General features: G+C 71.1%; 24 protein-coding genes and 1 riboswitch. Of the genes, 17 read left to right on the top strand and 7 right to left on the bottom strand.

Annotation, left to right across the window (positions count from 1 at the left end; translation table 11 throughout):
- The first annotated feature begins 70 nt into the window (after nt 1-70).
- The 4 genes from dxs (at nt 71) to ACF08N_RS00655 (ending at nt 4,225) form a co-directional block, all read left to right on the top strand.
- Nucleotides 71-1,972: a 1-deoxy-D-xylulose-5-phosphate synthase gene (gene dxs / locus ACF08N_RS00670; RefSeq protein WP_392322354.1), complete on the top strand. Its 1,902-nt coding sequence runs from the start codon at nt 71-73 to the stop codon at nt 1,970-1,972.
- A gap of 3 nt (nt 1,973-1,975) precedes the next feature.
- The gene (locus ACF08N_RS00665; RefSeq protein ID WP_392322353.1) at nt 1,976-3,370 is read left to right on the top strand and encodes an aspartate aminotransferase family protein; all 1,395 of its coding nucleotides are present in this window, start codon (nt 1,976-1,978) and stop codon (nt 3,368-3,370) included.
- A gap of 79 nt (nt 3,371-3,449) precedes the next feature.
- Nucleotides 3,450-4,037: a helix-turn-helix domain-containing protein gene (locus ACF08N_RS00660; protein ID WP_392322352.1), complete on the top strand. Its 588-nt coding sequence runs from the start codon at nt 3,450-3,452 to the stop codon at nt 4,035-4,037.
- Nucleotides 4,038-4,060: 23 nt separating this feature from the next.
- On the top strand, nt 4,061-4,225 hold the full coding sequence (locus ACF08N_RS00655; RefSeq protein WP_392322351.1) for a DUF6126 family protein: 165 nt from the start codon (nt 4,061-4,063) through the stop codon (nt 4,223-4,225).
- A 19-nt stretch (nt 4,226-4,244) separates the two neighbouring features.
- Here ACF08N_RS00655 and ACF08N_RS00650 read toward each other — a convergent pair whose 3' ends face one another.
- A complete protein-coding gene (locus ACF08N_RS00650) occupies nt 4,245-5,057 on the bottom strand; it encodes a tyrosine-protein phosphatase (RefSeq protein WP_392322350.1) in 813 nt (270 codons plus the stop codon).
- A 739-nt stretch (nt 5,058-5,796) separates the two neighbouring features.
- Nucleotides 5,797-5,953: riboswitch (cyclic di-AMP (ydaO/yuaA leader) on the top strand.
- 4 nt (nt 5,954-5,957) lie between these two features.
- Here ACF08N_RS00650 and ACF08N_RS00645 point away from each other — a divergent pair.
- Both ACF08N_RS00645 and ACF08N_RS00640 read left to right on the top strand, forming a co-directional pair.
- On the top strand, nt 5,958-6,866 hold the full coding sequence (locus ACF08N_RS00645) for a peptidoglycan DD-metalloendopeptidase family protein (protein ID WP_392322349.1): 909 nt from the start codon (nt 5,958-5,960) through the stop codon (nt 6,864-6,866).
- A gap of 159 nt (nt 6,867-7,025) precedes the next feature.
- A complete protein-coding gene (locus ACF08N_RS00640; RefSeq protein ID WP_392322348.1) occupies nt 7,026-7,817 on the top strand; it encodes an SGNH/GDSL hydrolase family protein in 792 nt (263 codons plus the stop codon).
- A gap of 83 nt (nt 7,818-7,900) precedes the next feature.
- Here ACF08N_RS00640 and ACF08N_RS00635 read toward each other — a convergent pair whose 3' ends face one another.
- On the bottom strand, nt 7,901-8,521 hold the full coding sequence (locus tag ACF08N_RS00635) for a TetR/AcrR family transcriptional regulator (protein WP_392322347.1): 621 nt from the start codon (nt 8,519-8,521) through the stop codon (nt 7,901-7,903).
- A gap of 93 nt (nt 8,522-8,614) precedes the next feature.
- Nucleotides 8,615-9,211 (bottom strand): carboxymuconolactone decarboxylase family protein, encoded by a 597-nt coding sequence (locus tag ACF08N_RS00630; protein WP_392322346.1) that lies wholly within the window; start codon nt 9,209-9,211, stop codon nt 8,615-8,617.
- 347 nt (nt 9,212-9,558) lie between these two features.
- On the opposite strand from ACF08N_RS00630, the gene ACF08N_RS00625 reads away from it, so the two are divergent.
- The 8 genes from ACF08N_RS00625 to ACF08N_RS00590 all read left to right on the top strand — a co-directional run bounded on the left by ACF08N_RS00625 (nt 9,559) and on the right by ACF08N_RS00590 (nt 15,781).
- Nucleotides 9,559-10,713, top strand: coding sequence for an MBL fold metallo-hydrolase (locus ACF08N_RS00625; protein ID WP_392322345.1), 1,155 nt, complete (start codon nt 9,559-9,561; stop codon nt 10,711-10,713).
- A gap of 79 nt (nt 10,714-10,792) precedes the next feature.
- A complete protein-coding gene (locus tag ACF08N_RS00620; RefSeq protein WP_392322344.1) occupies nt 10,793-10,966 on the top strand; it encodes a hypothetical protein in 174 nt (57 codons plus the stop codon).
- Between the two features lie 351 nt (nt 10,967-11,317).
- Entirely contained in the window at nt 11,318-11,524 is a 207-nt protein-coding gene (locus ACF08N_RS00615; protein WP_392322343.1) for a hypothetical protein, read from the top strand.
- Between the two features lie 499 nt (nt 11,525-12,023).
- Nucleotides 12,024-13,811, top strand: a complete 1,788-nt coding sequence (locus ACF08N_RS00610; protein ID WP_392322342.1) for an ATP-binding protein — start codon at nt 12,024-12,026, stop codon at nt 13,809-13,811.
- Between the two features lie 7 nt (nt 13,812-13,818).
- Complete coding sequence (locus tag ACF08N_RS00605) at nt 13,819-14,253, top strand: roadblock/LC7 domain-containing protein (RefSeq protein WP_392322341.1); 435 nt, start codon at nt 13,819-13,821, stop codon at nt 14,251-14,253.
- A gap of 1 nt (nt 14,254) precedes the next feature.
- The gene (locus ACF08N_RS00600) at nt 14,255-14,626 is read left to right on the top strand and encodes a DUF742 domain-containing protein (protein ID WP_392322340.1); all 372 of its coding nucleotides are present in this window, start codon (nt 14,255-14,257) and stop codon (nt 14,624-14,626) included.
- Nucleotides 14,604-15,218, top strand: coding sequence for an ATP/GTP-binding protein (locus ACF08N_RS00595; protein ID WP_392322339.1), 615 nt, complete (start codon nt 14,604-14,606; stop codon nt 15,216-15,218). Before ACF08N_RS00600 ends, ACF08N_RS00595 begins: the two co-directional genes overlap by 23 nt.
- Entirely contained in the window at nt 15,215-15,781 is a 567-nt protein-coding gene (locus ACF08N_RS00590) for a GAF domain-containing protein (protein WP_392322338.1), read from the top strand. The genes ACF08N_RS00595 and ACF08N_RS00590 overlap by 4 nt, the downstream gene beginning before the upstream one ends.
- 179 nt (nt 15,782-15,960) lie before the next feature.
- On the opposite strand, the gene ACF08N_RS00585 is transcribed toward ACF08N_RS00590, so the two are convergent.
- Both ACF08N_RS00585 and ACF08N_RS00580 read right to left on the bottom strand, forming a co-directional pair.
- Nucleotides 15,961-17,157, bottom strand: a complete 1,197-nt coding sequence (locus ACF08N_RS00585) for an acyl-CoA dehydrogenase family protein (RefSeq protein WP_392322337.1) — start codon at nt 17,155-17,157, stop codon at nt 15,961-15,963.
- A gap of 494 nt (nt 17,158-17,651) precedes the next feature.
- Nucleotides 17,652-18,722, bottom strand: a complete 1,071-nt coding sequence (locus ACF08N_RS00580) for a LacI family DNA-binding transcriptional regulator (RefSeq protein WP_392322336.1) — start codon at nt 18,720-18,722, stop codon at nt 17,652-17,654.
- Between the two features lie 127 nt (nt 18,723-18,849).
- Here ACF08N_RS00580 and ACF08N_RS00575 point away from each other — a divergent pair, with 127 nt between their 5' ends.
- The 3 genes from ACF08N_RS00575 to ACF08N_RS00565 are packed head-to-tail and all read left to right on the top strand — an operon-like array spanning nt 18,850 to nt 21,596.
- Nucleotides 18,850-19,719, top strand: coding sequence for an ABC transporter permease (locus tag ACF08N_RS00575; protein ID WP_392322335.1), 870 nt, complete (start codon nt 18,850-18,852; stop codon nt 19,717-19,719).
- A 24-nt stretch (nt 19,720-19,743) separates the two neighbouring features.
- Nucleotides 19,744-20,766 carry an ABC transporter substrate-binding protein gene (locus tag ACF08N_RS00570; RefSeq protein WP_392322334.1) on the top strand — a complete coding sequence of 341 codons (1,023 nt, stop codon included), beginning with the start codon at nt 19,744-19,746 and terminating at the stop codon, nt 20,764-20,766.
- Entirely contained in the window at nt 20,763-21,596 is an 834-nt protein-coding gene (locus ACF08N_RS00565) for an ABC transporter ATP-binding protein (protein ID WP_392322333.1), read from the top strand. The genes ACF08N_RS00570 and ACF08N_RS00565 overlap by 4 nt, the downstream gene beginning before the upstream one ends.
- Before the next feature lie 145 nt (nt 21,597-21,741).
- On the opposite strand, the gene ACF08N_RS00560 is transcribed toward ACF08N_RS00565, so the two are convergent.
- The gene (locus tag ACF08N_RS00560; RefSeq protein ID WP_392322332.1) at nt 21,742-22,629 is read right to left on the bottom strand and encodes a sugar phosphate isomerase/epimerase family protein; all 888 of its coding nucleotides are present in this window, start codon (nt 22,627-22,629) and stop codon (nt 21,742-21,744) included.
- Nucleotides 22,630-22,643: 14 nt separating this feature from the next.
- Nucleotides 22,644-26,099, bottom strand: a complete 3,456-nt coding sequence (locus ACF08N_RS00555) for a ThuA domain-containing protein (protein WP_392322331.1) — start codon at nt 26,097-26,099, stop codon at nt 22,644-22,646.
- Between the last annotated feature and the right edge of the window lie 113 nt (nt 26,100-26,212).

Raw genomic sequence — 26,212 nt, 5'->3', positions numbered from 1 at the left:
GGCGAGCGCCGGTCCCTGGGACCGGCCGCCGCCGCGGCCCGGAGTCGTCCAGCATACGAAGGGGGCAGACATGACGATTCTCGAACACATCCGAGGGCCGCGGGACCTTTCGGCCCTGACCAGGCGCGAACTCGACCAACTGGCCACCGATATCCGCGAGTTCCTGATCCAGGCGGTGGCACGGACCGGGGGCCACCTCGGCCCGAACCTCGGAGTGGTCGAGCTGACGATCGCGCTCCACCGTGTCTTCGACTCCCCGAGAGACCGGATCCTGTGGGACACCGGCCACCAGAGCTACGTGCACAAGCTGCTGACCGGGCGCCAGGACTTCTCGAAACTGCGCGGCAAGGGGGGCCTGTCGGGCTACCCGTCCCGTGAGGAGTCGGACCACGACGTCATCGAGAACTCGCACGCCTCCACCGTCCTCGGCTGGGCCGACGGTCTCGCCAAGGCCAACCAGGTCCTGAAGAAGGACGACCACGTCGTGGCCGTCATCGGCGACGGCGCGCTCACCGGCGGCATGGCCTGGGAGGCGCTCAACAACATCGCCGCGGCCAAGGACCGCCCGCTCGTCATCGTCGTCAACGACAACGAGCGCTCCTACGCCCCCACCATCGGCGGCCTCGCCAACCACCTGGCAACCCTGCGCACCACCGACGGCTACGAACGCTTCCTCGCCCGCGGCAAGGACATCCTGCAGAGCACCCCGGTCATCGGCCGGGCCCTCTACGGATCGCTCCACGGCGCGAAGAAGGGGTTCAAGGACTTCGTCGCCCCGCAGGGCATGTTCGAGGACCTCGGGCTGAAGTACGTCGGCCCGATCGACGGCCACGACAGCGCCGCCGTCGAGTCGGCACTCGCCCGTGCCAAGTGCTTCCACGGCCCCGTCATCGTGCACTGCCTCACCGAGAAGGGCCGCGGCTACCAGCCGGCACTCGACGACGAGGCCGACCGCTTCCACAGCGTCGGCACCATGGACGCGTCGACCTGCACGCCCCTCGCGGCCGCCCCGGGGCCGTCGTGGACCTCCGTCTTCGGGGAGGAGATCGCCGCGATCGGGGCCGAACGGCCGGACGTCGTGGCCGTCACGGCGGCGATGCTCCACCCCGTCGGTCTGACCGCCTTCGCCGAGCGCTTCCCCGACCGGGTGTGGGACGTGGGCATCGCCGAGCAGCACGCCGCGGTGTCCGCGGCGGGCCTCGCCACCGGTGGTCTGCACCCGGTCGTCGCGGTGTACGCGACGTTCCTGAACCGCGCCTTCGACCAGGTCCTCATGGACGTGGCTCTGCACAAGTGCGGTGTGACCTTCGTCCTCGACCGGGCCGGCGTCACCGGCACCGACGGCGCCTCCCACAACGGCATGTGGGACATGTCGGTCCTCCAGGTCGTGCCCGGCCTGCGGATCGCCGCCCCGCGCGACGCCGACCGGCTGCGCGAGGAACTGCGGGAGGCCGTCGAGGTCGACGACGCCCCGACCGTGGTCCGCTTCCCCAAGGAGTCGGCGGGCGAGGCGATCGAGGCGACGGGCCGTATCGGCGGGATGGACGTCCTGCACCGCGACGAGGACGCCGACGTGCTCCTGGTGTCCGTGGGAGCGCTCGCGGGAGTGTGCCTGGGCACGGCCGAACTGCTGCGCGATCGCGGAATCCGCTGCACCGTCGTCGATCCCCGCTGGGTCAAGCCCGTCGACGCACAGCTGCCGCCCCTCGCCGCCCGCCACCGGCTGGTCGCCGTCGTGGAGGACAACAGCCGCAGCGGCGGCGTCGGCTGGGCGATCGGCCAGGCGCTGCGCGACGCGGGAGCCGACGTGCCGCTGCGGACCTTCGGCATCCCCGAGCAGTTCCTCGCGCACGGCAAGCGCGGCGAGGTACTGGCCGACATCGGCCTCACACCGGTGGAGATCGCGGGAGCGATCAGTGCCGCCATGGCAGCCGAGGACCGGCCCGCCGAGGACCCAGGCAAGGAGAACTGAGCGATGACCGAGGCATCCAAGGGCTTCGACCTGGCGACACTGCTGGCCCGGCGCGGGGCCGAACGCTACGAACTGCACGGCCGCCACCTCAACCACCAGCTTCCGCGCATGCTGCACACCATCGGCTTCGACAAGATCTACGAGCGGGCCGAGGGCGCGTACTTCTGGGACGCCGACGGCAACGACTACCTGGACATGCTCGCCGGGTTCGGCGTCATGGGCCTGGGCCGCCACCACCCGGTCGTCCGCAAGGCGCTGCACGACGTGCTCGACGCCTCCCTCCCGGACCTCACCCGCTTCGACTGCCCTCCGCTGCCCGGTCTGCTCGCGGAGAAGCTGCTCGCCCACACCCCGCACCTGGACCGCGTGTTCTTCGGCAACAGCGGGACGGAGGCGGTGGAGACGGCTCTGAAGTTCGCCCGCTACGCCACCGGCCGGTCGAGGATGCTGTACTGCACGCACGCCTTCCACGGTCTGACGACGGGCTCCCTGTCCGTCAACGGCGAGGCCGGGTTCCGGCAGGGCTTCGACCCGCTGCTGCCCGACACGTCGATCGAACTCGGTGACCTGGACGCCCTGGAGCGCGAGTTGCAGAGCGGCGACGTCGCGGCTCTGATCGTCGAGCCCGTCCAGGGCAAGGGGGTGTTGCCGAGCCCGCCGGGATTCCTGCGGGCCGCCCAGGAGCTTCTGCACCGGCACAAGGCGCTCCTGATCGCCGACGAGGTGCAGACCGGCCTCGGGCGCACCGGCGACTTCTACGCCTTCCAGTACGAGGCGGGCGTCGAGCCCGACATGATCTGCGTGGCCAAGGCCCTGTCCGGCGGCTACGTCCCGGTCGGGGCGACGCTCGGCAAGGACTGGATCTTCAAGAAGGTCTACTCGTCCCTCGACCGGGTGCTGGTGCACTCCGCCAGCTTCGGTGCCAACGCCCAGGCGATGGTCGCCGGCCTCGCCGTCCTGTCGGTGCTGGAGGACGAGCAGGTCGTGGCGAACGCCCGGGTGACGGGCGAGCTGCTGCGGGCGCGGCTCGCCGCGCTCGTGGACCGCTACGAGATGCTGCGGGAGGTCCGCGGCCGGGGCCTGATGATCGGCATCGAATTCGGGCGCCCGGAATCGATGCGGCTGCGCAGCCGGTGGGCCATGCTGCAGGCTGCCCGGAAGGGTCTGTTCGCGCAGATGGTCGTCGCACCGCTGCTCCAGAGGCACCGGATCCTGACCCAGGTCTCCGGCGACCACATGGAAGTGATCAAGCTGATCCCGCCGCTGATCATCGGCGAGCGCGAGGTCGACCGGTTCGTGGAGGCGTTCACGGCGGTGATGGACGACGCCCACAACGGCGGCACATTGATGTGGGACTTCGGCAAGACGCTGGTGAAGCAGGCCATGGTCAACCGCTGAGCCGCCGCACCGCCCTGCGCCGGTTTGCCTGTGAGGCAAGAAATTTGCCTCTCGGGCAAGGGCCTGGCGCAATGGACGCATGACCACTTCCGCCGCACCGTCGGGCGAGGGGCTGCACCACGTCGCGCCCCGGCTGCGCGATCTGCGCCGCCGCCGCGGGCTGACCCTTGAGGCCGCCGCCCAGCGCGCCGGGCTCTCCCCGGCCCATCTCTCCCGGCTGGAGACGGGGAACCGCCAGCCCTCGCTGCCGATGCTCCTCGCCCTCGCCAGGATCTACGGTACGACGGTCGCCGAGGTCCTCGGCGAGCTCCCGCCCGAGCGCGAGCCCGTCATCCGGGCCGGCCGCCGCGAGCCCGCGACCGCCGACGGCTGGACGTACCACCAGGTCGGCGCGCCGGGCCGGGCCATGCAGGCCCTGCGGGTGGTCGTCCCTTACGGGGCCCAGGGCGATCTGGTCCGGGTGCACCCGGGCGAGGAATGGCTGTACGTCGTCGACGGACGACTGCGCCTCGGCCTCGGCGACGCCGTCCACGAGCTGGCGCCCGGCGACAGCGCGCACTTCGACTCGCTCACACCGCACCGCATCGCGGCCGCCACGCCCGAGGGCGCGGAGCTGCTCTTCGTGCACACCCTGCTGCAGAGCCCCGATCCGCACCCGCACGCCTGACCCCGAAGGTTGTGATCACGCCCATGTGGGACCCCCTGGACAAGCCCCTGCCGGACACACCCGAGAACAGGCGCGAGGACCGCTTCCCGCGCGGCCTGGTCATCCGGCTGTTCGCCTACCTCGTGGCGGGGCACCTCGTCGCCGCATTCCTCTACCTGCTGTTCCTGGTGGGCGGCCAGAACCAGTAGGCGCCCTGCCGGCAAGGGCTCAGCCGTTCTCGACGAGCCGTTCGCGCAGCAGCTCACGGGTCCGGTCGGAGAGCCCGAGACCCTTCACCAGGTACTGATCGGTGCCGCCCCAGGTCTCCTCGATCGTCTCGAACGCGGCGGACAGGTACGTGGCGCGCGCGTCGAAGAGCGGGCTCAGCAGCTCCATGACCTCGTCGGACATGGCCTCGGGAGAGTCGTCGCCGCGCTTGACCTTGTAGCGGCGGTGCGGGTCGTTGGACTTCAGGTAGTCCGCCTCGATCGCCTCGCGCTCCACGCCGACGGCCAGCAGGGTCACCGCGATCGACAGACCGGCGCGGTCCTTGCCTGCCGCGCAGTGCATCAGCGCCGGGACGCTGTCCTCGGCCAGTGCGTGCAGGACGCGGCTGTGCTCGGCGGTGCGCTCCTTGATGATCAGCCGGTAGGAGGCGATCATGCGGGCGGCACCCTTGCCGTCGGCCAGGATCGACTTCAGCTCGTCGAGGTTGCCGTCCCGGACCATCTTCCAGAACTCGGCACCGTCGGCCGGGTCGCTCAGCGGCAGGTTGACATTGCGCACGCCCGGAAGCTCGACGTCCGGGCCCTCCAGCCGCTGGTCCGCCGCATTGCGGAAGTCGAAGATCGTGTGCAGCCCGAGGGACGCGAGAAAGGTGGCGTCGCTCGCGGTCGCGTGCGCGAGGTGTCCGCTGCGATAGAGCCTGCCGTGCCGCACGCGCCCGCCGTCCACGGTCGGCAGCCCGCCCACGTCCCGGAAGTTTCGCACTCCGGCCAGCCGGGGTTCGGTCGACGGGGCCTGCGGCAGCTGCTGCGTCACGTGGTCTCCTTCAGGTGACGGCCGTCGGCGCCGGTCGCCGACGAGGGCGCGATCCGACGATACGGCACACGTTCATCGGCCAATCATCTCAGTCGGTGTGCGGTTGCGGGGCCGCGGGGGAGGCGGCGGAGCGGTCGGCCACGCGGTGGTGACCGAGGCTGGGCGCCCGGGCCGGAGTTCGTCTGCCGGCCGCCCACGTCGGCCCCGGGTGAAATCGGGGTGCCGCGATCACGTTCCGATGCGTATGGCCGCCGGGGCGGATTCCCTTTGCGGGAAAGGGAAATGCGGTCTTTCGGAGCGCGATTCCGCCGAAGCCGGCCGGATGAATTCAGGGTGACCGGAAGCGGGCGGCCAAGGGCCTCGCCGTTCGCCGTACGGCCACAGAGGGCGAAATCGGGCGTTGTGCACCGTGGTTGATGCACAAGTAGACGCTTAGGCGATCATTTGCATCTTCTGTCCGAATTGAGCCTTTGCGGCTAACGTGCCCCGACTACGGGGGAGATGGGTCGCGGCCCGTGAGCAGGATCATATCCGTGACGGAACGTGCCCGGTTTTCCCGCGTCAATTCGCTTGCCGGAAAGGGAATTGACCCGCTCTGGTCCACGGAGGGTGACGAGGAAAGCGTCCCGCATGTCGCGGCCGCGAAAGATCGGGGGAAATCGCGGCTTGTTCCCGTCCGGTGTACTCGCCTACGGTCACGCTCAATCCGGACGGACCGCCTAATCCTGCCGCCGACCGGAGCTCGAACTCACCCACGTGTGGCAGGAGCGGGGGACCCAGGTAGTACGCCGTATCCGGAAAATTCGGACGGCTCGGGGTTAATTCGTGCAACCAGCGCGAACGGGCATCTCCAGCCCGAACCCGACAGCTCACCTCGCAGGCGCCGGAGAGGAATGCGCCATGCCCGGAAAAGGTAAGCACCGCCGTCCCAAGGCCAACCCCATCACCCGCGGCTTCGTCGTCGCCGGTACGGGCAGCGCCGCCATAGCCATGCCGCTGCTCGGCGCGACCGGCGCCAACGCCGCGACTCCCGCCGCCGCTCCCGAGAAGGCCGTCTCGGCCCCGGTCTCCGTCGCCGCCGCTCCGGCCGCCAAGAAGGCCCCGAAGACGTACACCGTCGTCGCCGGCGACTACCTCGCCAAGATCGCCGACGAGCAGAACGTGCGGGGCGGCTGGAAGAAGCTCTACAACGACAACCGCCGCGCCATCGGTGCGGACCCCGCGCTGATCCACCCGGGTCTCGAGCTGACGATCGGCGCGAAGTCCACGGCGAAGAACGACCCGGAGCCGCGCTCCGAGTCCAAGACCCGCTCCTCGCGCGACGCCTCGCGCGCCGAGGCCCCCGCCGCCAAGGCGCCCGCCGAGGAGGCCCCCGCCGAGAAGGCCGCCACCCCCCCGGCCTCCTCCGGCTGGTCCGCCCCGGTCGACGGCGGGATCTCCACGCCGTACCGCGCGTCCGGTGCGATGTGGTCCAGCGGTTACCACACCGGCGTCGACTTCATCGCCGGAAGCGGTACCAGCGTGAAGTCCGTCGGTCCGGGCACGGTCGTCTCGGCCGGCTGGAGCGGCTCGTACGGCAACGAGGTCGTCATCCAGCACTCCGACGGCACCTACTCGCAGTACGCCCACCTCTCCTCGCTCGGCGTCTCCAGCGGTCAGAGCGTCTCCGGCGGCGAGCAGATCGGTCTGTCCGGTTCCACCGGCAACTCCACCGGTCCGCACCTGCACTTCGAGATCCGTACCAGCCCCTCGTACGGCTCGGACATCGACCCGCTGGCCTACCTGCGTCAGCACGGCGTCTCTCTCTGACGCACAGTCAATCGCGCATCCCTCGTTCCGTCCGGCGGCGGAGCGGGGGATTCCGCGTATTCCGGCTTGGCGGAAACTTGACCGGTGGCAAAGATCACCTCCCGTCAACCCCTCCTTACGGTCGCGTAGGTCACATCCGTAAAGGAAAGATGTGCTCCCGTGGCAGACGATTCGAGAACAGAGAACAAGGGCGCATTCGGGTCGTACGCAGCGATCGGTGACAGCTTCACCGAGGGCGTGGGAGACCCCGGTCCCGACGGGACGTACGTCGGCTGGGCGGACCGGTTCGCGGTGCTGCTCGCCGACCTGACGCCGGAACACACCTTCCGGTACGCCAACCTCGCCGTTCGCGGCCGCCTCCTCGACCAGATCGTCGACGAGCAGGTCCCGAGGGCCAGGCAACTCGCCCCCGACCTGGTGACGTTCTGCGCGGGAGGCAACGACATCATCCGGCCGGGCAGCGACCCGGACGACGTGGCCGAGCGGTTCGAGCGGGCCGTCGCCGACCTCAAGAGCGCGGTCGGCACCGTCATGGTGACCACCGGATTCGACACCCGGGACGTGCCGGTCCTGCGCCATCTGCGCGGCAAGATCGCCACGTATACCGCGCATGTGCGGGCCATCGCGGACCGCTACGACTGCCCCGTCCTCGACCTGTGGTCGCTCAAGTCCGTGCAGGACCGCCGGGCCTGGGACGCGGACCGGCTGCACCTGTCACCCGAGGGCCACACCCGAGTCGCCCTGCGCGCCGCCCAGGTGCTCGGCCTCGACGTGCCCGCCGACCCGGACCAGCCCTGGCCGCCGCTCCCGCCGCGCGGCGCCTTGGAGGTGCGGCGCGACGACATCCACTGGGCACGCGAGTACCTGGTGCCGTGGATCGGGAGGCGGCTGCGGGGCGAGAGCTCCGGCGACCACGTGGCGGCCAAGCGGCCGGACCTGCTGCCGCTGTGACACGAGGCGACACGACGCCCGGAGCCGAGCCCCGGGCGTCGTGTCGCGCACAGGGTTCGTCCTTGTTCGTCCTTGTCCGAGACTCAGCGGGCGGTGGCCGTGAGAGCCTCGCGGTCCACGCCCAGCTCGCGGGCCAGCGCCTCGTCCGTCCACTGCAGCATCGCCGCGCGCGTCAACGAGCCCGCGTACGAGGTCATCTGAACGGCGAGCCCGTCGAGGAACGCCGTCAGACGCCAGGCCGCCGCCGCCGGGTCCTCGCACGAGAACTCCCCGGCCGCCGCGCCCTCCGCGATCACCTCGGTCAGCGCCGCCTTCCACTGCTGGTCCAGGGCGCGGGCGACCTCGCGCAGGGCCGGATCGCGCAGCGAAGCGGCCCAGGCGTCGATCCACAGCCGCCAGCCCTTGGCCTGCCCGGTCGGCGCGTACCAGCGCACGGCCGCCCGCAGCCGGCGCACCGCGGAGGTGCGCCGGCCGAGGAGCTTGCGCAGATGCGCGAGATCGGCGTCGGCGGCGTGCGTGAACGCCGCCGCGACGAGCTGTTCCTTGGACGAGAAGTGGTAGAGCACCAGGGCGCTGGAGACTCCGAGGGACGAGGCGACATCGGCGATCCGCACGGCCGCCACACCGCGTTGCTCGATCTGCTCGACAGCCGCGTTCAGGAGTTCCTCACGCCGCTCCGACACGCTCAACCGAATCCTGGCCACGGCGTCACCCTACACAGCGGATCTTGACTGGCACCCCGCCTCCGCCGGAGGGAGTCTCCGCGGGGCGGCGCCGGGGGCCGGGGGCCCCGCGGCTCAGGCCACCGTGCCGGCGGCAGACCCTGCGGCTCCGGCCGACCCGGCCGCGGCCGGGATCTCGCAGTGGTCCTTGAAGCCCTGGCTGGTCAGGCCGAGCGCCGAGTTCAGGCGGGAGCGCAGGTTCTCCACCGCCACCATCGCCGTCAGCTCCACGAACGCCTCCTCGCCCAGCGCCGTCAGCAGCCGCCCCGCGAGCTCGTCGGTGACCTCGGGCGGATTGGCGGTCATCGCCTCGGCGTACTCCATGACGTCCCGCTCCAGCGGGGAGTAGAGCTCGCTCTCGCGCCAGACGGGGACGTCGCGCAGCTTGCCCGCCTCCATCCCGCGCGTTCGGTTCGCCCAGTGACCGAAGTCCAGGCACCAGCTGCAGCCGATCGACGCCGCCGACGCCATCGTGGCCAGTGCCTTGAGGTCCGCGTCGAGGGCCTTCCACTTGGCGACCGACATCTCCAGCCGGAGGTCGGTGAACAGCACCCGCCGGTTGTGTCCCAGCGCCCGCACCGGGTCGAGGGCCTTGCCGTACGTGCGCCGGGTGTACCACTCGGTGACCCGCAGGAACAGGGAGCGGCGCGGTGCGAGGGAGATGCGGGGCATGACGGGCCTCCTGGGGCGGGTCGTACGAGGCGTCGCACATGTCGTACGGGCCTCTGCGGTGTCCTTTCACCGGTACGACGGACGGCCGTCGCCGGATGTGACATCACGCCGGGCGGGCCCTTGGGGGAGAGGGGCCAGGAACACCGGCGCCGGGGTGCGCGTTGCCCGGTCGTGACGGATCGGACGCAGCGCAGGAGACCCCGCGTGCCGTGCGCGCCCGCACATAATGAGAAATGCCCCGATCATCTGGAGGTGTCGTGACCGGCGCTGGTTCCCCCCACTCGCTGCGATCCCGGCTGCGTGCGCTCAGACCGGCCGCCTTCGGAGCCGACCCGGCAGGAGAGCGGATGGCGCGAATCCGCCGCTCCCCGAACTTCGCCGAAGGCGTCTTCCGCAACCCGGCGGACGCGCGCACCAGGCCCTCCGGCGGTTCCATGGTCGAATTCGCCAAGATCTACTTCCAGAAGGAGGCGCGGGCCCGCCGGACCCCGGTCGGTCACGTGCCCGTGCACCCCACCACCGTCGCGGACCTGGCCGCACCGCCCGCCTCCGGGCTGCGGCTGACCTGGATGGGCCACTCCAGCGTTCTGGCGGAGATCGACGGCCGCCGCGTCCTGTTCGACCCCGTCTGGGGCGAGCGCTGCTCCCCCTTCACCTTCGCCGGTCCCAAGCGGCTGCACCCGGTGCCCGCACCGCTGGCGGCCCTCGGCACGGTGGACGTCGTCGTGATCTCCCACGACCACTACGACCATCTCGACCTTCCCACCATCAGGGCCCTCGCCGGCACCGGAACCGTCTTCGCGGTCCCGCTCGGTGTGGGCGCCCACCTGGAGCGCTGGGGCGTGGCCCCGGACCGGCTACGCGAGCTGGACTGGAACGAGTCGACCGAGGTCCACGGCATCCGGCTGACCGCCACGCCCGCCCGCCACTTCTGCGGGCGCGGGCTGCGCAACCAGCAGCACACCCTCTGGGCCTCCTGGGCGGTGGCGGGCCCCGAGCACCGGATCTACCACAGCGGCGACACGGGATACTTCCCCGGCTTCAAGGACATCGGGGCGGAGCACGGGCCGTTCGACGCGACCATGATCCAGATCGGTGCCTACTCCGAGTACTGGCCCGACATCCACATGACACCGGCCGAGGGCATGCGGGCCCACCTGGACCTCCAGGGCGGTACGCGGTCCGGCGTGATGCTCCCGATCCACTGGGGCACGTTCAACCTGGCGCCGCACCCGTGGGCCGAGCCCGCGGAGGGCACCGTCGCGGCAGCGGCGGGTGCCGGTGCGGCCGTCGCGCTGCCCCGCCCGGGCGAGCCCTTCGAGCCGACCGCCGAGACCGTGCCGTCGGCGCTGTGGTGGCGCGCGGTGGCGACCATGCCGGCCGGCGGCTGGACGGCGGCGACGGACGCAGCCGCGGCCACGGCCACGGTCGTCACGGCCCCGCAGACGCCGCCGCCGGCGGGCGACCAGGACTCGGGCACGGAGGTGGCGCCCTCCCGCTGACACGGAGCGTGACGTTCCGTAAGAGGGAGGCCCCCGCGGGCGGAGCCGGGGGAGTGGACGAAGGACGCGGCCGAGGAAGGTGGCGGCGTTCCCTCGTCCCGGCGAGCCGTTCGAGGCTGCGGGCAAGCTGCCGGGGGAGCCGTGGTGGCGGACCGTGTCCCATCCGATCGCGCATCCGTGGCGCCGTACCCGGTCCGCCGAGGTCGTTGCCGAGCCGCGCAGCGGCGATCTCGACCTCGCGGGCGAGCGGTGACGTCGATCGGGGACGACCTTGCCGAGGTCGCCCGGATGCTGGAGAGTGTCCCGCCCGAAGGGCGCGACGGTGTGCTGCGAGCCCCTGGACGGGGCACCCCGCGGAGAGTGGCCCCTGGGGCGATGCCGGTGACCAGACCTCCAGGCGGACTGCCGTGGCCCAATGACTTCGGGCGCGTGGGCTGGGGTGGGCCTGCCGCCGCCGGGACACGACCCGACACCGCTACTTCCTCCGCCTGTACGCCCTGTCCGAGCCGCTCACCCTGCACGGCAGGCCTACCGGTGACACCGTGCATCGTGCGGTCGAGGGCAAGGAACTGGCTGTCGGCACCTGTCAGCGCTGATCGTAGCCGTGGGCGCTGTACAGCCGGACGAGGCAGGCCAGCCGACCGCCGAGACGGTGCCGTCGGCGCTGTGGTGGCGAGCGGTGGCGACCATGCCGGCCGGCGGCTGGACGGCGGCGACGGCCGCGGCCGCGGCCATGGTCGTCACGGCCCCGCAGGCGCCGCCGCCGGCGGGCGACCAGGACACGGGCACGGAGGTGGCCTCCACGGGCTGAGACGCCACGGCCGCGTCCCGTCCGGTCAGATGCGCTCCCGGGTCGCCCCCTGTGCCTGCCCGCTCTTGTCGACTCGATCTGCCTGTATGTCCTCCGGAGCTCCCTCTGACTGGCTGGTCACGGCCGCGGCCTCGCCCGAAAGCACCTCTTCGGCCGTCGCCTTGTCCAGGGCGCCTTCCCAGCGAGTGACCACGAACACCGCGACACGGCCGACGGAACGCGGCCCGCGACCGCGCGCCGGTGAGGCTGCCGTGGCCGAGGCGGTGTGGTCCGGGCCCACAGGGCGTGATTTCGGGCTGACGTACGAGCCCTCATACCAGAGCGGGACGAACGGTGGGGAAGTTTCTCAACTGCCCGCCGTACGCGTCCGCGCGGCGACTACCGTGTGTGGCCGGTGATCCACGGTGGGCTTACTTTCATGTGCCCTCGGCCCGCCGTGCACCGATGCCGCCCAACCGCAGTACGCCGATTCCTGGGGCCCCACGTACCAAGGACGCTGATGTCTCAACTACGCGCACCCGCCGCGCGGTCCGACCGCCGAGAGGGCGGGCGTCATGGCCGGCCAGGCGCCCGCACCCTGTCGTCAACGGTGCGGTCGCAGACCTCACCGGCGCCGCCGGAAGCCCGCATACGACCCCAACTCCTGCGCACCGCAGTCCTGCCCACCGTGGTCGCCGCGCTCAGTGGCGCGGCAGCGGTGCTGTTCACCCTGCGTGCCGCGTCCCCCGAGCCGACCCTCGCCCTGTGGGTCGTGCTCCTGGGCATGGCCGCACTCGCCGTGACGGCCGTGGCAGCGGCCGCCGTGGGGGCCGACCGCCAGGCCAAGTCCCTGCTCGACCGCGCCGCCGTGCTGCGCCGCACCACCGTGCGCGGACAGGCGGAGCTGCGCACCGTCGTCGACGGACTCCGCCGCGGCGAAGGCCCCCCGCCCCGCCGCAACCCCGCGCCCCCGCCGCCCGGTGCCGACGAATTCGACCTGCTGGCACAGGAGTTGAACCGGTCGCACGATGCCGCCGTCGCGGCGGTCGTCCAGGCGTCCCGGCTCTCCAGCAGCGTCGGCAACGAGCAGAAGGTCGAGGTCTTCGTCAACCTCGCCCGACGGCTCCAGTCGCTCGTCCACCGCGAGATCCAACTCCTCGACGAGCTGGAGAACGAGGTCGAGGACCCCGAGCTGCTCAAGGGCCTGTTCCACGTCGACCACCTCGCGACCCGCATCCGCCGGCACGCCGAGAACCTCGCCGTCCTCGGCGGCGCCATCTCCCGCCGCCAGTGGTCGAACCCGGTCACCATGACCGAGGTGCTCCGGTCCGCGATCGCCGAGGTCGAGCAGTACCCGCGGGTCAAGCTGGTGCCGCCGATCGACGGCACACTGCGCGGGCACGCGGTCGCCGACGTGATCCACCTCCTCGCCGAACTCGTCGAGAACGCCACCCTGTTCTCCGCGCCGCACACCCAGGTCCTGCTGCGCGCCCAGCACGTCACGGCCGGGCTCGCCGTCGAGGTGGAGGACCGCGGCCTCGGCATGCCGCTGGGTGAACAGGACAAGATGAACGCCCTGCTCACCGACCCCGACCAGGTCAATGTCGCGCACCTGCTGCAGGACGGGCGGATCGGCCTGTTCGTGGTCTCCGCGCTGGCCCGCCGGCACGGCATCGCCGTAAGGCTCCAGTCCAATATCTACGGCGGGGTGCAGGCGGTCCTCGTCCTGCCGCAGGGCCTGCTCGGCGCCGAGCCTGGCGGAGCCGCCCGGAACGACGGCGAACAGGCGACACCCACCGGGCCACGAATCGCGGCCACCGCACCGCCCCAGCTGCCGCAGTCCTCGGCCGCCCCCCGGCCAGGGTTGGCCGGGGCGGACTCCGAGCCGAATCCCCGCCGCGAGGCGCAGCCGCAGTCGGTGCCCGCGCCACGCGATCCCGTCCGCGTCTCGGACCGGCTCGAACCCCTGCCCGCACGCGGTGAACACGGCGAGCGGCCCCAGCCGGGCCACGGCCGCGTCCCGTCCCACCAGGACACCCGGACCGACGTCGACCCGCTGCGCCCGCACGCCGTGCGCGACACCATGGGCCGGCCCCAACTCCCCAAGCGCCGCAGCCAGGAGCACCTGGTCCCGCAGCTGCGCGACGCCCCCGCGCCGCGCAAGGACGACGACCAGGCCCTCCACGACCCGGGACTGATGGCCGCCTTCCAGCGCGGCATCGGACTCGCCGCGTCGCAGCCGCCGGCCGAACCGACCCCCGCACGACACGACCTGTACTCCCACGACACGACCACCACCAAGGAGTAGATGCACCATGGCGAGCGATGTGCCGTCCGGCCACGTCTCGGACCTCGACTGGCTGCTCAGCGGCCTCGTACAGCGAGTGCCGTACACCCGCAACGCTGTACTGCTCTCCTCCGACGGACTGGTCAAATCCGTGCACGGCCTGGACAACGACAGCGCCGACCACATGGCCGCCCTCGCCTCCGGTCTCTACTCCCTCGGCCGCAGCGCGGGCGCCCGCTTCGGAGACGGCGGAGAGGTCCGCCAGGTGGTCGTGGAGCTCGACTCCACCCTGCTGTTCGTCTCCACGGCCGGCTCCGGCACCTGCCTGGCCGTGCTCGCCGGACGCGAGGCCGACGCCGCCGTGCTCGGATACGAGATGGCGATGCTGGTCAAGAGCGTACGGCCCTACCTGGCCACTCCGGCCAGAGCGGCCGCGGGGGCGCCGAGCGCCGCGGGGCAGTGACATGCCCGCGCCCAAGGACGGGCCGTTGCTGGACGACGCGGCCGGCCGGCTGATCCGCCCGTACACGGTCAGCGGCGGCCGCACCCGTCCGACGGCGGCGCTGGATCTGCTCAGCCTGGTGATGGCCACCGGATCGGCGCCGCAGGGGCACCTCGGTCCCGAACACACCATGGCGCTCGGACTGTGCCACGGCCCGACCTCGGTCGCCGAGATCTCCGCGCACCTGAGACTCCCGGCCGTCGTCACCAAGGTGCTCCTGTCCGACCTCGTGGACTGCGGCGCCGTCACCGCGCGGGCGCCGCGCCCCCATGACACACCTACGGACCGTTCACTGCTGGAGGCGGTGCTCGATGGCCTACGACGACGGCTCTGAAGCCGCTGACCTGTTTCCGACCGCGCTGAAGATCCTTGTCGCGGGCGGCTTCGGCGTGGGTAAGACGACGTTCGTCGGAGCGGTCAGCGAGATCGACCCGCTCAGCACGGAGGAGCTGCTCACTCAGGTCAGCGCCGCCACGGACAGTCTGGACGGCATCGAGGCCAAGACGACGACCACGGTCGCCATGGACTTCGGCCGGATCACGCTGGACGCCCGTCATGTGCTCTACCTCTTCGGCACACCGGGCCAGGAGCGCTTCTGGTTCATGTGGGACGAGCTCTCCGAGGGCGCGCTCGGAGCGGTTGTCCTCGCGGACACCCGCCGCCTGGAGGAGTCCTTCTCCGCGGTGGACTTCTTCGAGCGGCGCGGCATCGGGTTCGTCGTCGCCGTGAACGAGTTCGACGGCGCCTACCGCTACGACCCCGACGAGGTGCGGGCGGCCATCGACCTCAAGCCGGAGGTGCCGGTCGTGCTGTGCGACGCGCGGATCGCCAGCTCGGGGATCGCGGCCCTGGTCACTCTCGTCCAGCACCTGATCAACACCACCGCCCAGCCCGCCCCGGCACCGAGCTATGGAGCACCCACATGACGTACGACCCCACCGGCCATCTGCTGCTGACCCCGGTCGACCGCGAGGCACCCGCCCGGGTGCAGCGGCTGCGCCAGCTCGGCTTCGGGGAACGGCCCGACCCCGCCTTCGACGACTTCGCGCACAAGCTCGCGGACGTGACCGGCGCCCCGTACTCGATGGTCAACTTCATCGACGAGAACCGGCAGTTCTTCGCTGGGCTGCACACACCGGGCGGCATGCACAGCGGCACCGCGGGCGCCGCCGTGGCCGGCGGCGAGGTCAGCCGGTTCATGGCGCGCGACCACGGCTACTGCCCCCATGTGGTCGTACGGCGCAAGGCGCTCGTGCTGGAGGACGTCTGCGACTACCCGCGCTTCGCAGGCAATCCGGTCGTCGACGAGATCGGCATCCGCTCCTACCTGGGCGCGCCGCTGATCGACCGTACAGGGATCGCCCTGGGCACGATCTGCGTGGTGGACACCGAGCCGCGCCCGTGGGGGAGGCCGGGGCTCGAGACGATCAAGTCCCTGGCGGCGGAACTGATCGAGCAGATCCACCGGCGGGAGGACGGGGGCGTCTGACGCCGGGCCCCGGGGCGCGCGTACGGGCGCCCCGGGGCGAAGCACCACCGGAGGAACGGCCCTTCACGCGCTCGCGCCCGCCGTCCCCTGGCTGCCGGTCACATGCGGCACACCTCGCGCCCGCCCCCTCCTCCGCTGCCGCTCACGTGCGGCACACCCCCCGCCCGCCGCGCACGTCCTCAGCCCGTGGGCGCCATCCGTACGGCGTCCGAGAGCCGCTCCGACCACTGGCCCTTCGCCGTGCCGAGCGCGACCTCGGCCAGGCGGAGCAGTTGTACGTCGGAGGTGCCGGCGGGCGCGAACATGTGCAGCGCGTCCCTCATGTAGCGCTCGATGGGCCGGTCCGTGAACAGCCCGGCCGCGGCGTGGATCTCCATGGCGCTGCGGGCCGAGTCGATCGCCGACTCCACATTGACCAGCTTGGCGTTCATCAGCTCCGCGTCGCAGGGCATGCCCGCGTCGAGCAGATGGACCGCGTGGTAGGCGGCGAGCCGTGAGGTCATCAGCCGCGACTGCATGGTGCCCAACTTCAATTTGACCGAGGGCAGTTCGTGCAGGGGCTTGCCGTAGCGGTGGCGCTGCTCGCAGAAGCGGGTGGTCTCCTCCAGGATCGCCTGGTGGATCCCCAGGGAGACGGCGGTGAGATTGGCCCGCCCGTACAGGACGCTGGAGGAGTAGGCGACGGACAGCCCGTCGCCCTCGTCGCCGAGGCGGTTCGCTGCCGGGACGCGGCAGTTGTCGAAGAACAGCTCGCCGAAGCTGAAGCCGTGCAGCCCCATCGTCGGCTTCTGCTCGCCGATGCGGAAGCCAGGCCGGCCGGATTCGACGAGGAAGGCGGTCAGTCCGCCCGAGCCCGGACCGGTGCGGACCACGACACCGTGCAGATCGCCGACATGGCTGTTGCCCACATACACTTTTCGGCCATTGAGGAGGTAGTCGTCACCGTCGCGCACGGCAGTGGCGCTCATGCCGAGCACATGCCCGCCGGACTCGGGCTCGGTGACAGCGATGGTCGGCAGGCATACGCCGGCTGCTATCGCGGGAAGCCAGGTCTTCTTCTGCTCGTCGCTGCCGAAATGGACAATCTTGGCGACACCGAGCTGCGACGCCTGGACCATGGCGCCCATCGCCCCGCTGACCCGGGACAGCTCCTCGATGATGATGGTCTTGGCGAGGTGGCCGAGGGCCAGACCGCCGAAGTCGGCGCCGATCGTGACACCGAGCCAGCCTTGCCGGGCGATCAGCAGGGAGAGGTCCCGGTCGACCGCGCGGGTCGCCTCCATGGCCGGAATGCGCGGCCGCACCTCCCGCTCGGCGAAATCCCTCACATGAGCGCGCAGCTGGTGATGCAGTCGACTGGCGAAGTAACCGTCCATCGCGAGCTCCCCTCCGCGTAACGCCTGTTCGCGCAGTTGTGCGAGCAGGTGGTGCATCGGCAGTGGCCGCGTCCCGAACAGGCCGACCACTTCAGCCTGTTGACCCTTCCCGACCGTAACAAGGCCGATGCCAACTTTGGCCGAAATAAAGAGCATTGACGTTTGATTGGAGATATGAGCCCGGTGGGTACAGCTCCTCTCCCTCGCTGCTCGGGACCATTCCCCGTGGATCTTTTCCTGCCACATGCCAACGGCAAAAGATGCGGGGGTGTAGGACGGAGAGCGGTCGGGGGGCGCCTCAGATGTGCACAGGAGTGCCATCGGAGAACATCTGCAGGATCGATACAGCGTCCAACTGGACCGAAAACAACCGTTCGCGACCGGCATCGTACGAGGCGAGCCGGCGCATGGAGGCGGCACACGGCGCACGGCACCTGAAGACCCATCGCAGGCGCACGCCCCCCGCGCGTACGGGAACCGGACACTCCTGCGCGTCATGCACGCGGCCCCGCAGTGGGAGCGGCGGCCGGCGGAGCGGCCACGCTCGCCCGCAGGACGACCTCCCCGCCGACCCGCAGCACACGGGAACGCGGCCCGCCGGTCTCGCGCAGCGCGAGCGCCATCACCGCCTGCCCCATCTCGGTGAGCGGAAGGGCCACCGTGGCGAGCGGCGGCGACAGCTCCCGCACGAGCGGGATGTCGTCGAAGCCCGCGAGGGAGACGTCCTCGGGAACCCGGACCCCCTCCTCCCGGAAGGCCGCGAGCGCCCCCACGGCCATCACGTCGGTCACCGCGAACACGCAGGTCGGCAGAGACCCGCGGGCCAGCAGCGTACGGGCGGCCGCATAACCGCCCTCGCGGGTGAACGGCCCCCGCACGACGCGCTCCGGGGGCAGGGCGACCCCGGCGCGCGCGAGTTCCTGGCGGAAGCCGGTCAGCCGGTCCGACACGGTGGTGAGCGCGGGCGGCCCGCAGAGCACGGCGAACTCCCGGTGCCCCAGGCCGAGCAGGGCCCGGGCGAGGGCCGCTGCGCCGCCCCGGTTCTCGGGCAGCACGGCATCGGCCCGCAGGCCCCGGTGGCGGCTGACGACGGCGACACGCCCGCCCGCCCGTACGTACGGATCGAGTTCGGCGGCGAGCGCACGCTCCCAGGCCCGGTCCTGGAAGCCGGAGCCGATCAGCAGAATGGCGCGGGCCCGCTGGGCGCGCAGGGCGGAGACGTAGGCGATCTCGCGGGCCGGTTCGCGGAAGGTGCTGGCGAGCATGACCATCAGGTCGTGCTCGGCGGCCGCCCGCATGACCCCGCCGGCGATGGCGGCGAAGTACGGGTCGCCGACGTCGTGGCAGATCAGGCCGACGGTGTTGCTGGAGGCGCTGGCGAGCGCCTGCGCATGGGCGTTGGGTATGTAACCCAGCTGATCGGCCGCCGCGCGCACCCGGCTGCGCAGCTCGTCGCCGACCCTGGCGGTGCCGTTCAGAGCTCTGGACGCCGTGGCGAGAGAGACGCCCGCCCGGCGGGCGACGGCGTCCAGCGTGACATGAGCCTGCGGTTCCCGTGCATTCACGTGACCCCCCGAAACTTCGGGACGACCTATTGACCGTGCGGACGTGTGCTCATTAGCGTGGCGGCACCTTACCAGAAAGCGCTTTCTGAAAGCGTTTTCTCGAGCAAGAGGCCGGAGCGCGGAGGAGTTGACCGTGAGTCAGACCGCCATCAAGGCACCGCCCACCCAGATCGCCGGCGTGGACCGGCGGAACGCGCCGACGGCCGGCGAGCGGGCCGGCCGGCTGATCGAGCAGAGCTGGCGGCCGCTGGCGCTGCTCCTGACCTGCTTCGCCGGCTGGTGGGCCGTCGCCGCCGCCGAACTGGTCGAGCCCTATCTCGTGCCCTCGCCCGGCGCGACGCTGGACGTGCTGACCTCGAAGGCCGACTACATCTGGCAGCACAGCTGGGTGACCACCTACGAGACCCTGCTCGGCTTCGTCATCGCCGTGGCCGTCGGCGTGCTCTCCGCCGTGGTCATGGTCTACTCGGGCACCGTCGAGAAGACCCTCTACCCCATCCTGCTGTTCGCCCAGGTCGTGCCGAAGATCGCCATCGCGCCGCTGTTCGTCGTCTGGCTCGGCTTCGGCATCGCACCCAAGATCCTCATCGCCGTACTGATCGCCTTCTTCCCCGTCGTCATCTCCATGGTCACCGGGCTCAAGGCGGTCGACCCCGAGATGCTGCAGCTCTCCTCGACCATGGGGGCGAGCCCCTGGCAGACCTTTGTGAAGATCCGTCTGCCCGCTTCCCTGCCCCACCTCTTCTCCGGCCTCAAGGTCGCCGTCACCCTCGCCGTGACCGGCGCGGTCGTCGGTGAGTTCGTCGGCGCCAACGAGGGCCTCGGCTACGTGATCCTCCAGGCCAACGGAAACCTCGACACCCCGATGCTCTTCGCCGGGCTCCTCGTCATGTCCCTCATCGGCGTCGTCCTCTTCGTCCTCGTCGAGATCGCCGAGAAGCTCCTCCTGCCGTGGCACGCCAGCCGCCGGGAGACCGGTGCCACCACCACGTTCTGACCCCGCTGACGAGAAGGACCAGCCATGACTGCGCGCAGACGACTTCTGACCGGCCTCGTACCGCTGCTCCTGGTCGCCACGGCCTGCGGCGAGGACGGTTCCGGCACATCGACCAGCTCGTCGGGCAAGAAGCTGGACAAGGTGACGCTGACGCTCAACTGGTACCCGTACGGCGAACACGCGCCGTTCTACTACGGCAAGCAGCAGAAGATCTTCGAGAAGCACGGCATCGACCTCGACATCCGGGCCGGCCAGGGCTCCCAGAAGACCGTGCAGGCGACCGGCGCCGCGCAGACCGACTTCGGCTGGGCCGACACGCCCGCCGTGCTCTCCGGGGTCGACGCCGGAGTGAAGGTCAAGAGCCTCGGTGTCTTCCTGCAGACCACCCCGTCCTCGGTGCAGTTCTTCGCCTCACAGGGCATCACGTCCCCGGCGGACCTCAAGGGCCGGACCATCGCGGGGACCGCGGGCGACGCGCTCTCCAAGACGTTCCCGATCTTCCTGAAGAAGAACAACCTCCAGGAGTCGGACGTCAAGGTGCAGAACACCGACCCGGCAGGGAAGATCGCCGCCGTCATCTCCGGCAAGACCGACGGACTGCTCGGCTACGCCAGCGACCAGGGCCCCACCATGCAGGACAAGGCCAAGAAGCCCGTCGCGTACCTGCGTTTCTCCGAGAACGGGCTGAACTTCTACTCCAACGGCCTGATCGCCGGCAGCAAGGTCCTCCAGACCCGGGGGGACCTCGCCCAGCGCATGGCCCGGGCCGTCAGCGAGTCGTTCACCGCCGCCGAGAAGGCACCCGAGCCGGCCGTCGCGTCGATGACGGGCGCGAGCGAGCAACTGCCGCCGAAGAACGTCCTGTCCGAGCAGTTCGCGACGACGCTCACCCTCCTCCACACCGACGCGACCCGGGGCAAGGCCCCCGGCGTGAACACCGAGGCCGACTGGCAGCAGACCATCGACGTCTTCGCCGAGGCCGGACTGGTGAGCAGCCCCAAGGCCGTCGCGGAGTACTGGGACAGCGCCAGTGCGATGAAGGGATGACGATGGCCAGGGACACCACCCTCCGGGAACCGGCCGTGACGGACAAGGGCGGACAGAGCGGCGCCGCGGTCTCGCTCAAGGACGTCGCCGTCCGCTTCCGCACGAAGAACCGGGACGTCACCGCGCTGAAGGACATCGATCTCGAAGTCCCGATGGGCCAGTTCGTCGCCATCGTCGGCCCCTCGGGATGCGGCAAGTCCACGCTCCTGAAGCTGGTCGCCGGGCTTCTCGCGCCCTCCTCCGGCGAGGTGCTGCTGGGCGGCGAACGCGTGCGCGGCCCGCGCCACGACATCGGCTACGTCTTCCAGCGCGCCGCCCTCCTGGAGTGGCGCTCGGCCCGCCGCAACATCCTGCTCCAGGCCGAGATGCGCAGGATGCCCGCGCAGGCCGGGCGCCGGCGCGCCGACGAACTCATCGCCATGACCGGCCTGAGCGGCTTCGAGGACGCCCTGCCGCACGAGTTGTCGGGCGGCATGCAGCAGCGCGTCGCCCTGTGCCGGGCGCTGCTCCACGAGCCGCCCGTGCTGCTGATGGACGAGCCGTTCGGCGCGCTCGACGCCCTCACCCGGGAGCAGATGAACACCGAGCTCCACCGCATCTGGCGGGAGACCGGCACCACCGTGCTGCTGGTCACGCACTCCATATCGGAGGCGTGCTACCTCGCCGACCGGGTGGTGGTCATGAGTCCCCGGCCGGGTACCGTCACCGAGATCATCGATGTCGGCCTGCCCGCCGAACGGGACTACACCGAGACGATGGGCCGCCCCGAGTTCCGCGAGGCGACCACCCGTATCCGCGGTCTGCTGGGCGCTGCCTCGGCCCAGGACTGACCAGCCGGGCCTGGGGAGACCCCATGGCGCCAGACGCCGCGTCCTGTCCGGCCCTGATCCGCCGGACACCCCCAAGGCCCGCACCATGGCAGGAGCCCTGTACCACTCACCGGGGGAGTGGTACAGGGCTCCTTGGTTCACCGCGTCAGTAGCGCAGGTTCGCCAGGTACGTGTAGCTGTTGCGCGCGGTGGCGAACGGGTCGGCCGGCGCGTCGTGTTCCACCAGCCACTGCTTCACCCCGCCGCTGCGGGCGGTGTCGAACATCGCGGCGAAGTCCAGGACCCCGGAACCGACGTCCGCGAAGCCGCCGTCCGGCGCCATGTCCTTCACATGCAGCGCCGGGAAACGCCGCGGGTGCCGCACGAACAGGTCCTGCGGATCGCTGCCGCCGCCCTTCGCCGCCCAGTAGACGTCCAGCTCGAACCCGACCAGCTCCGGGTCGGTCTCGTTCAGCAGGATGTCGTACAGGACCTCGCCCTCGACCGTCTGGTGGTCGAGGCCGTGGTTGTGGAAGAGCAGCGGGCCCAGGCCCGCCTCGCGGGCCGCGAGACCCGCCCTGTTGAACTCGCGGGCCGCCTCCCGGAATCCGGCCGGCGTGTGCATCGCCCCCGGCAGGCTCGGCACCACGATCCAGCGGGCACCCAGCGTGCGGATGTCCTCCAGCGCCCGCGGCAGCCCGCTGCCCCGGACGGTGTCGTAGCCGACGTGCTCCAGCACCGCCCGGAGCCCCGCCTCGTCGAGCATCGAACGGATGGCGGCGGCGCTGTTGCCGTGCCGGCCGCTCACCCCCACCGTCATGTAGCCGATCTCCGCGAGCCGGGCCAGGGTCCCCTTGAAGTCGGCCGCCAGCGCGGTGCGCATCGTGTACAGATGCATGCCGATGCCCGACGGCGGGATGCGCCGCCAGCGGAGGGCCGCGTCGGTCGCAGCTTCCGAGGGCTCCGCCGCGTGGGCGAGCGGGCCGGATGCCGCGACCGCGGCCGCTGCCGCGCCGAGCGCCCTGCCGAGGAACGCGCGTCTGCTGTCGTTCATGTGGTGCTCCTTCCTCAGCCGACCGTGACGCGTACGTGGCCGGTGGTGGTGTCGCCCTTGTCGTCCGTGACCGTCAGGTGTGCCGTGTAGGTGCCCGCGCGGGCGTACGTGTGGGTCGCGGTGGCGCCCTCCTCGCCCGCGGGCCTGGTGTTGTCGCCGAAGTCCCAGTGGTACGAGGCGGCCGTCCGGCCCTCCGGCAGCGCGACCTTGCCCGCGAGCCGCACGGTCCGCCCGGCATCGGGCTCGGCCGTCACCGTGACCCTGGCGCCCTGGTGCTTCTCCACGCCGGCCCCGTTGAAGTGCAGCCAGTCCACCGCGAACAGGTCGGGCCCGGCCGCCGACCACGCGGGGTTGGTGAAGACCGCGTACAACGCGACCGTGGAGCCGGGGTCCGCCAGGGGTGTCGTCGGCGAGACGACATTGCCCCAGCCACCGGTGGGCGGCACGTCGACCGCGCCGAGCAGCGGACCGGTCGGCGAACCGGCGCGGAACTCGACCGTTCCGCCGATGCCGCCCGACGCCGCGCCGACCGTCACCGAGTCGATGCCCTTCAGGTGGACCGGGTCGAAACGGACCCAGTCGCCGTGCTCGATCTCCGTCAGCCGCTTGCCGCCGGACGCGTCCGCGCGCGAGGCCACCACCGCGCCCTGCTGCGCCCCGCCCGTGGAGGTCATGTGCTCGGCCTCGCGGAACGCCGTGCGCAGGGTCAGCGCGGCGGAACCGGTGAGCGCGGGCGCGTCCGGGGCGCCCTTGTCCTCGTACTGTGCGGTGATGCCGTAGTAGAGGTTCTGCCCCGGACCGTGGCTGTCACCGGCGTCGGTCACGATCTCACCGGCGCAGCCGGTGTAGTTGTCCAGCGGGTGCAGGTGGGAGTCGTGCCCGAGCTGGGACTGGACGACGACGCGCGAGCAGTCGATCGTGCCGTCCTCCTTGTCCTTGACCTTCACGGTGAAGGGGATGGTGTCGCCGAAGGCGAACATCCCTCCGCTCGGCGGCTGTTGGATCGTCACCACCGGCCGGGTGTTGCCGACGGTGATGTCATGGACGGCCAGACCGGTCAGGCCGCCCGGTCCGGTGACCGTGAGGCGGGCGGTGAACCGCCCCTTCTCCCGGTAGACATGGGTCGGGTTCGCCTCGGTCGAGTCTGTCGTCCCGTTCCCGTCGAAGTCCCAGGCGTACGTGACGGGTTTGCCGTCCGGCAGGCCCGAGCCCTCGCTGGAGAACGCGACCGTCAGCGGCGCGCTGCCGCTGTCGGGAGCCGCCGTGACCTTCGCCGCGGGCAGCCGCTCGTCACCGACGTAGTCGATGCGGTAGATCCCCGAGCCCTCGTTGCTGCCGCCGCGTCCGGTACCGCTGCCGAGGCCGAAGTCGATCACGTACATCGCGCCGTCCGGGCCGAAGTCGGCGTCGAACGGCTGGTTCCAGCTCATGTCCGCGAACACCGGGTTGATGGAGTGCAGATCACCGGCCTTGGCCGGCGCGAACCGCGGGTCGGTGAACGTCTGGTCGTGCTGCTGGAACGAGAAGGACTTGAACCACCGGCGGGTCAGCTCGTAGGTGAACCACTTCCCCTCGAAGTACGCCGGGAACCTGCCCTGGTAGGTGTTCGCGGGGTCGTGGTCGTAGACGGGCCCGCTCATCGGACCGCCGCCACCGGTGCCGACCTCGGGGAACTCGGCCGAGGCGGAGTACGCGTACCAGACGGTCGCGGGCTTCGCGGGGGGCAGCTCGGCCAGTCCGGTGTTGTTGGGGGAGTCGTTGACGAGGCGGGCGCAGTCGAACTTCGCACCGGAGGTCCTGGTGGCGAAGTCGTAGTCGTTGAACGGGGTGTTGTTGCCGATGCAGTACGGCCAGCCGTAGTTGCCCGCCTGGGTGACGCGGGTGTACTCGACCGTGCCCTCGGGTCCCCGGTCGGCCTTGGCGGCGCGCGCGTCGGGACCGTAGTCGGCCACCATCAGCGCCCCGCTGACGGGGTCCGTGGTGATCCGGAAGGGGTTGCGCATGCCCATCGCGTAGATCTCGGGACGGGTCTTCCCGGTGCCGGGCGCGAAGAGGTTGCCCTGGGGCACCGCGTACGTGCCGTCGTCCTTCGGCGTGATCCGCAGGATCTTGCCGCGCAGGTCGTTGGTGTTGCCGGAGGTGCCCTGCGCGTCCCAGGCCCGGCGGCCCTCGCGCTCGTCGATGGGGGTGAAGCCGTCGGAGGCGAACGGGTCGGTGTTGTCGCCGGTCGCGACGTACAGGTCACCGTCCTTGTCGAACGCCAGCGAACCGGCCATGTGCGAGTTGGCCCGCCCCTCGCCGCGCAGCGTCGGGATCGTCAGCAGCCGCTTCTCGGACGCAGGATCGATGGTGTTGCCGCCGACCGTGAAACGGGAGAGGTTGAGCTGCTTCTCGGTCTTGTCGGAGTGCAGCAGATAGAGCCAGTGGTTCTCGGCGAAGTCGGGGTCCAGCGCGAGACCGAGGAGGCCGTCGGACTGACTCGTCATCTCCGGCGTGTACGCGAAGTCGAGAGCGGTCGTGACCTTCAGCGTCTGCTGGTCGATCACCTTGACCTTGCCGGTCCGCTGGATGAAGAAGACCCGGCGGTCGGGCGCGACGGCCAGCTCGAACGGGTCGGCGAGGTCGTGCGTGACGAGCGGGGTGCGCTGGAAGGAGCCGGCCTTCGTCGCGGTGCAGTCGCCGGGCTTGTTCCCGGCGGCCCACTGGATGCCGCCCAGCAGGTGCCGCAGGAAACCCTCCTCCTGGAAGGCCGATTTCGCGTGCCCGCCCGCGGTGAACCAGGAGCGTCCGCCGTCGTAGTTCTGACACCACGACCAGGGATGGTCGACGCCCTCGTCGAGGCCGGTGATGCCGTCGCGCACCTTGATCTGCGCGAGCGTGTGCACCTTGCCGGTCGGGTTGGTGCGCCAGTTGTACCACTCCTCGGTGCGTTCCCAGAGTTCGGGAAGGCCCTCCGTGGAGGGGTGCGTCCGGTCGAGCACCTTGACGCGGCCGGTCTGGACGGCCGGGTGCTTGTCGAAGATCGCGCCGACGAGTCCCTCGTACCAGGCCCAGTCGCGTTCGCTGGCCGAGGCGGCGTGCAGGCCCACCCAGCCGCCGCCGCCCCGCACGTACTTCTGCAGCGCCGCGCGCTGGGCGGCGTCGAGCAGATCGCCGCTCTCCGGGGTGGAGTTGGTGTTGTTGAAGACGATCGCCCGGAAGCGGGCGAGGTTGGCGTCGGTGAAGGCCGCGGCGTCGTCGGTGGCCTCGACCTCGAAGCCGTTCTCGCTGCCGAGCTTCTTTATGGCCTCGATGCCGGCGGGGATGGAGTCGTGGTGGAAGTTCGTGACCTTGGAGAAGACCAGAACGCGATACGGCGCCGCCTCGGCGGGGGGCGACAGGGTCACCCCGAGTCCGGCGAGCAGCGCCAGCAGGGCCGTGATGACGGGGAGGGGCGCTCTGCGGCGTACCCCTGGTGGATGACTACTCATGGCGCTCCCGGGTGCAGGTGTGGTGTCCGGCGGGGGTAGAAAGCGCTTTCTGAATACGCCGGACAGCGTAGGTTCCGCGCTCACGGGGGGTCAATGGGTCGGAAGCGCCCACT

Source organism: Streptomyces sp. NPDC015127 (assembly GCF_043080095.1).
Taxonomy (GTDB): Bacteria; Actinomycetota; Actinomycetes; order Streptomycetales; family Streptomycetaceae; genus Streptomyces.
Note: the sequence above shows the minus strand (reverse complement) of the source record. Positions and strands in the feature narration are given on the sequence as shown.